At 72.8% G+C, this 4884-nt stretch carries 3 protein-coding genes; 2 read left to right on the forward strand and 1 reads right to left on the reverse strand.

The window, feature by feature from the left end:
• A partial coding sequence (locus GKQ77_RS27740; protein WP_219691667.1) for a stealth conserved region 3 domain-containing protein occupies positions 1 to 471 on the forward strand: 471 nt, incomplete at its 5' end.
• Here the strand turns inward: GKQ77_RS27740 and GKQ77_RS27745 are convergent.
• On the reverse strand, positions 459 to 2570 hold the full coding sequence (locus tag GKQ77_RS27745) for a bifunctional glycosyltransferase/CDP-glycerol:glycerophosphate glycerophosphotransferase (RefSeq protein ID WP_219691668.1): 2112 nt from the start codon (positions 2568 to 2570) through the stop codon (positions 459 to 461). The genes GKQ77_RS27740 and GKQ77_RS27745 overlap by 13 nt on opposite strands.
• A gap of 118 nt (positions 2571 to 2688) precedes the next feature.
• On the opposite strand from GKQ77_RS27745, the gene GKQ77_RS27750 reads away from it, so the two are divergent.
• A partial coding sequence (locus GKQ77_RS27750; RefSeq protein WP_219691669.1) for a glycosyltransferase family 2 protein occupies positions 2689 to 4884 on the forward strand: 2196 nt, incomplete at its 3' end.

Consider the following 4884-nt stretch of genomic DNA (forward strand, 5'->3'; position numbering starts at 1 on the left):
GCCCTGCCCCTCTCCCCCGACGACGAGGGCTACCTGGCGGCGGCGAAGAACAACCGCGAACTGCTGCGCCGCGTGTTCGGCAGGACGACGACGCACAGCTTCTTCCACGTGCCGTACGCGCTGCGCCGCAGCATCCTCACGGAGATCGCCGAGCGCTTCCCCGAGGAGACGGCGGCCACGGCCCGCAGCCGCTTCCGCTGCGCCGAGGACTTCGCCCTCGTCTCCTCCCTGCACCAGCACTACGCGTACCTCACCGGGCGGGCGGTGCCGGGCTCCATCTCGTACGACTTCGTGGACATCGGCGACCGCGCCGACCACGCGCGCCTGGGGCGGCTGCTCCAGAACCGCGACCGGACGGCGTTCTGCATCGGGGAGTCCCCCGACAGCGGTATGGCGGACGAGGAGATGGCGCTCGCCATCAGGTCGTTCCTGACGGCGTACTTCCCCGTCCGCTCGCCCTACGAGGCCTGAGGCGAGGAGGTCCCGGAAGGCAGGAAGAGCCGCCGGACGACGCGTTCGGCGGCCTTCCCGTCGTCGTAGGGGCAGAAGCGCGTCCGGAACGCGGACCGCAGCTTCGCGGCCTCCGGCGTGTCCCAGCCGCCGCCACGGAACACCTCGGTCAGCTCGTCCTCCGTGGTGGCCACGGCCCCCGGCGTCTCGCCCGGCCGCCCGGAGAGCAGGTCGAAGTAGGTGCCTCGGGCCAGGCGGTAGGCCTGCCAGTCGGGGGCGTACGTCACGATGGGGCGGTCCAGGCAGGCGTAGTCGAACATCAGCGACGAGTAGTCCGTGACGAGCGCGTCCGAGGCGAGGCCCAGGTCCTCCACGCGCGCGTGCCCGGTGACGTCGATGAGCTGCGGGTGCGCGTCGAGCCCGGCGTCGGCGCCGTAGAAGTAGTGGGCGCGCACGAGGACGACGTACTGGGGGCCGAGCCGTTCGGCGAACCGCTTGAGGTCCAGGCGGGGCAGGAAGCCCTTCTGGTAGTCGCGGTGGGTCGGCGCGTACAGCAGCACGGTCCGTCCGTCGCCGACGCCCAGCTGCGTGCGGATGCGGGCGATCTCCTCCTCGCCCGTGGTGAAGTACACGTCGTTGCGCGGATAGCCCGCCTCCAGCGGCTGGTAGGCGGTGGAGGGGTAGACGCGCTCCCAGATCTCCGTGGAGTGCGGGTTGGCGGAGAGGCTGAAGTCCCACTGGTCGGTGTGGTCGAGGACCTTCTGGAAGCTGATGCCGTGCGTGCCCGCCGGGTAGCGGCGCTGGTCCAGGCCCATCTTCTTGAGCGGGGTGCCGTGGTGGGTCTGGAGGTAGACCTGGCCGGGGCGCTTGGTGAAGCCGCCGGGGAAGCTGGAGTTGTTGATGAGGTACGTGGCCGTGGCCATCGCCTGCCAGTAGCGCCGGGAGCCCTCGACGACGTACTCGACCCCGGCGGGCACCTTGTGCTTGTGGCGTCCGGAGACCACCCACACGCCCCGGATGTGCGGGGCCAGCTCGCGGGCCTTGGCGTGGATGGCGGCGGGGTTGCAGGAGACCGCGCGGTTCCAGTAGGCGCCGTAGACCGCGAGGTGCGGGTCGAGGGAGCGGTGCAGGTCGGTGCGGTAGGCGGCGCGCATGGCGCGGGCGCGCAGCCTCTTCTTCTGCTGCTCGAGGTGCCGGGTGAGGCGCAGGCGCCGGGTCTCGGCCTTGCGCAGGCCTTCGTAGGCGGTGAAAGAGGCGGCGGCGAGGGCCTTCTCCTCGGGGGTGCGGGGCTCGGTGCCCGGGACTGCGTGGGCGCGGTGGAGGCGGGCCGCCTCGCGGAAGAAGTCGCGCCGGTCGCCCGCGCGGATCCGGCCCGGGTCGTCGAGGACGGCGAGGAGGTGGGCGGTGGCGTGCGGCAGGAGCCGGGCGCGGTCGGCGGGCCCGGCGGCGGCGAGCAGTTCCTCGTACCGCCCGACGAGCGCGAAGTGGTGTCTGCCCGGCGTCTTGGCGAAGCTGCCGCCGCGCCGCTCGCGCCAGCGCACACAGCTCCGGTCGAGGACGGCCGGCCGCTCGCCCGCGCGCAGGGTCGCGGTCTGGACGGGCACCACGTCCTCGTACGCCCCTTCGGAGAAGACCAGTTGCTGCTCGCGCCAGAAATCGCGGCGGAATACGCGGTTCCAGGCGGCCGGGGTGGCGGCCAGCGGGTCGCCGGTGAGCGGGTCGCCGCCGGGGCGGACGGTCTCCCACCAGTCGACGCGGTCATGCGCGAAGAGCAGGACGTCCGGGTCGCCGTGGTCCGTGAGGGCCGCGTCGATGGCTTCGAGGGCGCCCGGAAGGAGCACGTCGTCGCCGTCGAGGAAGAGGAGGTGGCCGCCGGTGGCGCGCTCGGCGCCGGTGTTGCGGGCCGGACCCGGGCCCACCTGGGAGGGGAGGCGCAGCAGTTGCACGCGCGGGTCGCGCTCGGCGTACTCCTCGGCGATCGCGGCGCAGGCGTCGGGCGAGGCGTCGTCGACGACGATCAGTTCGAGGTCGCCGAAGGACTGGGTGACCACCGAGTCCAGGCATTCGCGCAGGTAGCCCTGGACGCGGTGGGCGGGGACGACAACGGAGAAGCGCGACATGACAACCGACCGTAGTCATCGGGGCACGGCCTGTCGAAGACCTCTCGTCACTCATTGGGGTGACAGACGCCGACGGTACTGACCGTCGGAAGCGACGAGCGGGCAAATGGGGCTAAATATGCCGTACTCCCATGAAAGGCCGGTCGCCGTGCAGCCCCGTCTCAGCGTCGTCGTGCCCATCTACAACGTCGAGGAGTTCCTGGAGGAGTGCCTGGAGTCGATCGCCCGGCAGACCCTGCGCACCACGGCCGGCCCGGGACGCTCCGGGGGGCCCGAGGGACCCGAGGTGGGCGGCCTCGAATGCGTGATGGTCGACGACGGCTCGACCGACGCCAGCCCGCTCATCGCGCGTGAGTTCGCCGCCAGGGACCCCCGTTTCGTCTACGTCCGCCAGCGCAACGCGGGGCTGAGTGCCGCCCGCAACACCGGCGTGCGCAAGGCGTCGCCCACCGCCGAGTTCCTGACCTTCGTCGACAGCGACGACGTGGTGCCGCACGACGCGTACGAGCGGATGATCGCGAGCCTGGACGAGACCGGCTCGGACTTCGCGAGCGGCAACGTCTGGCGGCTCACCGAGCGCGGCCGCTCGCAGGCGTGGCAGTACAAGTGGCTGACCGAGCCGCGTACCCGTACGCACATCTCCCGCGACCTGGACCTGCTCTCCGACCGCGTGGCCTGGAACAAGGTGTTCCGCCGCGCCTTCTGGGACCGGCACCGCTTCACCTTCCCCGAGGGCAAGCTCTACGAGGACACGCCCGTGATGATCCCGGCGCACTTCCTCGCCGGGTCCGTGGACGTGCTCAGCGACCACGTCTACTACTGGCGGGTCCGCGAGGGCTCCATCACCCGGCGGCGCACCGACGTCAAGGGCGTGCGGGACCGGATCGCGGCGTGCGCCCACGTCAGCGGCTTCCTCGCCGAGCACGCGCCGGAGATGAAGAAGACGTACGACGCCTCCTGCCTGCGCGACGACTTCGTCTACTTCCTGGAGGGGCTGCCGATGGGCGGCCCCGAGTACCGCGCCGCTTTCATGACGGACACGGCGGCCTTCCTGCGCCGCGCCGACCCGTCCGTGATCGCCGGGCTCCCCGTCGACCTGCGCATCAAGTGGCAGCTCGTGCGCGAGGCGCGCACCGCCGAACTCATCGAGCTGCTCGCCTTCGAGCGGACCAACGGCACCGCCTTCCACGTCCGCGGGGCGCTGCGCCGCCGCGCCTCCTACCCGGGCGTCGGTCGCGTCCCCGAGAAGCTGGCGCGGCTCGGGCGTGGCGAACTGCCCGTCGTGGCGCGGGCCGGTGAGGCGCGGTGGGACGCCGAGGGGAAGCTGCGGATCAGCGGATACGCGTACGTACGCAATCTGGCGGCGACCCGCCCCGGGCACTCCGTCAAGACGGGGCTGCTCAAGTCGGCGCACAGCAGGGGGCGGTTCCGCCACGTGCCGACGAGGACGGTCGCCGCGCCGCACGCCACCGAGCAGTCGCGGCAGCGGCTGCACTGCTACGACCTGTCCGGCTTCGAGATGACCGTCGACCCGGAGCAGTTGAAGACGGGCGGGACCTGGCAGCCGGGCAACTGGCTGCTCGGCGTGGTCGTCGCCGGTCACGGCACGGTGCGGCGCGCGGCCGTGCGGTCCGCCGACGGGGCGTCCGCCCAGTCCCTGGTGCGCGAACTCGGCGACGGGCTGCGCCTGGTCCTCGGCTACAGCAAGGGGCGGCTCGTGCTGCGGGTCCAGGAGTACGCGGCGCGCGTGGACGCCCATCGGCGCGACGGCGGCGACGTGGTGCTCAGCGGGAGCCTGCCGGGGCGGGTGCGGCCCAGGGCCCTGCGCCTCACCCACAAGCACTCCGGCACGGACCTCGACTACCCGGTGGCCCTCGCGGACGACCGCTTCGAGGTCCGGGTGCGGCTCGCGGACCTCGCGGAGGTGGCGCCGACCCCGCACCTCGCGCCCAAGGAGGTCGAGCCGCCGCACGGTGACCGCTGGCAGGCCAACCTCGTACTGCCCGACGGCAAGCTGAAGTCCCTCGCGGCGACGCTGGACCTGGCGCCAGGGCGGTACGCGTCGGACGCGGGCCGCGAGCTGTGCGCCACCGCCAACGACCAGGGCCAGCTGGTCGTCGAAGTGACCCGGCAGCCGATCGCCGACCGCGTCGCGTGGGGCGCGGACGGCACGCTGACCGTCGATCTGCTGGCGTCGGAGTCCGGCTGGCCCGAGGCGGAGTTCGTCCTGCGGCACAGCGGCCGCGACGAGGAGCTGACGGTGCCGGCCGTGCGCGAGGGCGAGCGGCTGCGGGCGGTGGTGGCGCCGGGGGGC

The organism is Streptomyces anatolicus (genome assembly GCF_019400875.1).
In the GTDB taxonomy this organism is placed as follows: Bacteria; Actinomycetota; Actinomycetes; order Streptomycetales; family Streptomycetaceae; genus Streptomyces; species Streptomyces anatolicus.